This is a genomic window from Streptomyces sp. NPDC018031, from assembly GCF_044327625.1.
Taxonomy (GTDB): Bacteria; Actinomycetota; Actinomycetes; order Streptomycetales; family Streptomycetaceae; genus Streptomyces.
In genome coordinates this window covers 1-2,746 of record NZ_JBIRFT010000063.1, presented here as the reverse complement: position 1 = coordinate 2,746, position 2,746 = coordinate 1, and the positions used below count along the sequence as shown (strand labels likewise).

Here is a 2,746-nt window from a genome sequence, read left to right as displayed (position 1 = left end):
GCGGCCCCGCCCAGCTGGCCAGGGCGCTGGCCCAGGCGTTCACCGCCGGCCTGCCGGTGGACTGGAAACCCTGGTACGGCATCGAACCCGGCACCACCCCCACCCCACCCGTCCTCGACCTGCCCACCTACCCCTTCCAACACCAGCACTACTGGCTGAAGCCGGGCAGGCCGCTGACCTCCGCACCGCAGGGAACCGCGGCGGAGGAGCGGTTCTGGAGCGCGGTCGAGTCCGGCGATCTCGCCGGGCTCGGCGCCTCGATGCACCTGCCGGAGGAAGCCACCCGGGACGTGCTGGGCCCGGCGCTGCCGGCGCTGGCACGGTGGCGCCGGGGCACCCGGGACCGGGCCCGCGTCGACGCCTGGCGCTATCGGACCGGCTGGTCCACCGTCACCGGCCCCGACCGGGACCGCCGGCTCGACGGCTGCTGGCTGCTGGTGGTACCGGAGAAGCTCCTCGGGGACCCGGCGGTCGAGACCGCCGCCCGGGCCGTCGAAGCCGGCGGGGCGCGCTGCTCGCTCCTCGCTCTGGCGCCGGAGGACCAGACCCGCGACGCACTCGCCGAGCGGCTGCGGCAGTCGGCGGACCGGGCCGGGGTGACCGGCGTCCTCAGCGCGTTGGGCCTCGACGAGTCGGCACACCCGGACCACCCCCTGCTGCCGATGGGACTGGCCGGCACCCTCGCCCTGGTCCAGGCCCTGGACGAGGCGGACGTCGACGGACGTCTGTGGTGCGTGACACGCGGCGGCGTGTCCACCGGCCCGGACGACCCGGTGAGCCCGGTACAGGCCCAGGTGTGGGGCCTGGGACGCGTGGTGGCGCTGGAATACCCGAAACGGTGGGGCGGCCTGGCCGACCTGCCGGCGGAGGCCGGGGAGGGGACCGCCGGCCGGCTGGCCGCGGTGCTCGCCGACGGCACCGAGGACCAGGTGGCGCTCCGGGCGGAGAGCGTGCTGGGACGGCGGCTGCGCGCGGTGCCGCCGGACGGGGACGGGCCCGGACAGGAGTGGCGGATCGACGGGACGGTGGTGGTCACCGGCGGGACCGGCGGAGTGGGAGGCCAGGTCACCCGGTGGGTGGTGGAGCGGGGAGCACGCCATGTGATCGTGGCCGGCCGGCGCGGCAGCGCCGCGCCGGGGGCCGAGGAACTGGTCGCGGAGCTGGCGGCGATGGGCGCCTCGGCCGACGTGGTGGCCTGCGACGTCGCGGACCGGGACGAGGTGGCCGGGCTACTGGCGCGGGTACCGCGGGAGCATCCGCTGCGCGGCGTCTTCCACGCGGCCGGCGTCGGCGACTTCACGCCGGTGAACGACCTCGATCCGGACCGGGTGGCCCAGGTGACGGCCGCCAAGGCGGCCGGCGCGCGGTGGCTCGACGAGCTGACCCGCGACCTGGACCTGTCGGCGTTCGTCCTGTTCTCCTCCGGCGCCGCCAGCTGGGGCAGTGGCCAGCAGGGCGCCTACGCGGCGGCCAACGCCTACCTGGACGCGCTGGCCGAACACCGCCGCGACAGGCACCTGCCCGGGCTGTCGGTGGCGTGGGGGCCGTGGGGCGAGACGGGCATGGCCGCCAACGAGGCGGTGGCCGCCTTCTTCCGCGAGCGCGGCCTCACCGCCATGCGCCCGGAGCTGGCGCTCCGGGCGCTGGGTGACGCCCTGGCCCGCGCGGAGACCGCGCTCACGGTGGCCGACTTCGACTGGCGGCGGTTCGCCGCGACGTTCGCCGGGCGGCGCTCCAGCCGGCTGCTCGCCGAGATCCCCCAGGCCGTCGAGGTGCTGGAACAGGAAGGGGTGACCGAGGACAGCCCGCTGCGCAGGCAACTGGCGGCCGCCGCAGCGGGGCAGCGGCACCAGATACTCACCCGGCACATCCGCGCCCTGGCGGCGGGGGTGCTGGGCCACCCGGATCCGGCCGCGATCTCCGCGACGCAGCCCTTCTTCGAGATGGGCTTCGCTTCGCTGACCGCTGTCGAACTGCGCAACAAGCTCTGCGCCGACGTCGGGATGCCGCTGCCCACCACACTGATCTTCGACTACCCCACGGCGGACGACCTGGCCCGGCACCTCCTCGCGGAGATCTCCGGCACCGAGACGGCCGTGACCGGCACCGCGACGCCGGCCGGGGAGCCGGACGAACCGATCGCGATCGTCGGGATGGCGTGCCGGTTCCCGGGCGGCGTGAGCAGCCCCGAGCAGCTGTGGGACCTGGTGGCCGAGGGCCGGGACGCGGTGTCGGCGTTCCCGACCGACCGCGGCTGGCGACTGGACACGCTGTACGACCCGGACCCCGACCGCCCCGGCACCAGCTATGTGCGGGAGGGGGGCTTCGTCGACGACGCGACCGGCTTCGACGCGGAGTTCTTCGGCATCTCGCCGCGGGAGGCGGTGGGGATGGATCCCCAGCAGCGGCTGCTGCTGGAGACCGCCTGGGAGACGTTCGAGCGCGCCGGCATCGACCATGCCTCGCTGCGCGGCACCGACACCGGCGTCTACGTCGGCGCGACGCTCTTCGACTACCTGTCGATCATCGGGCACTCCAGCGTCGACATGGAGGGCTACACCGGCACCGGCAACCTCGGGTGTGTGGTGACCGGCCGGGTGTCGTACGTGCTGGGGCTGGAAGGCCCGGCGGTGACGGTGGACACCGGGTGTTCGTCCTCGTTGGTGGCGTTGCATTCGGCGGTGCGGGCGTTGCGGGGCGGGGAGTGTTCGCTGGCGTTGGCGGGCGGTGTGACGGTGATGGCGAC

General features: G+C 75.1%; 1 protein-coding gene. It reads left to right on the top strand.

Features of this window, described 5'->3' with window-relative positions; translation table 11 throughout:
* A partial coding sequence (locus tag ACH4B3_RS34225) for an SDR family NAD(P)-dependent oxidoreductase (protein ID WP_398469695.1) occupies nucleotides 1-2,746 on the top strand: 2,746 nt, incomplete at both ends.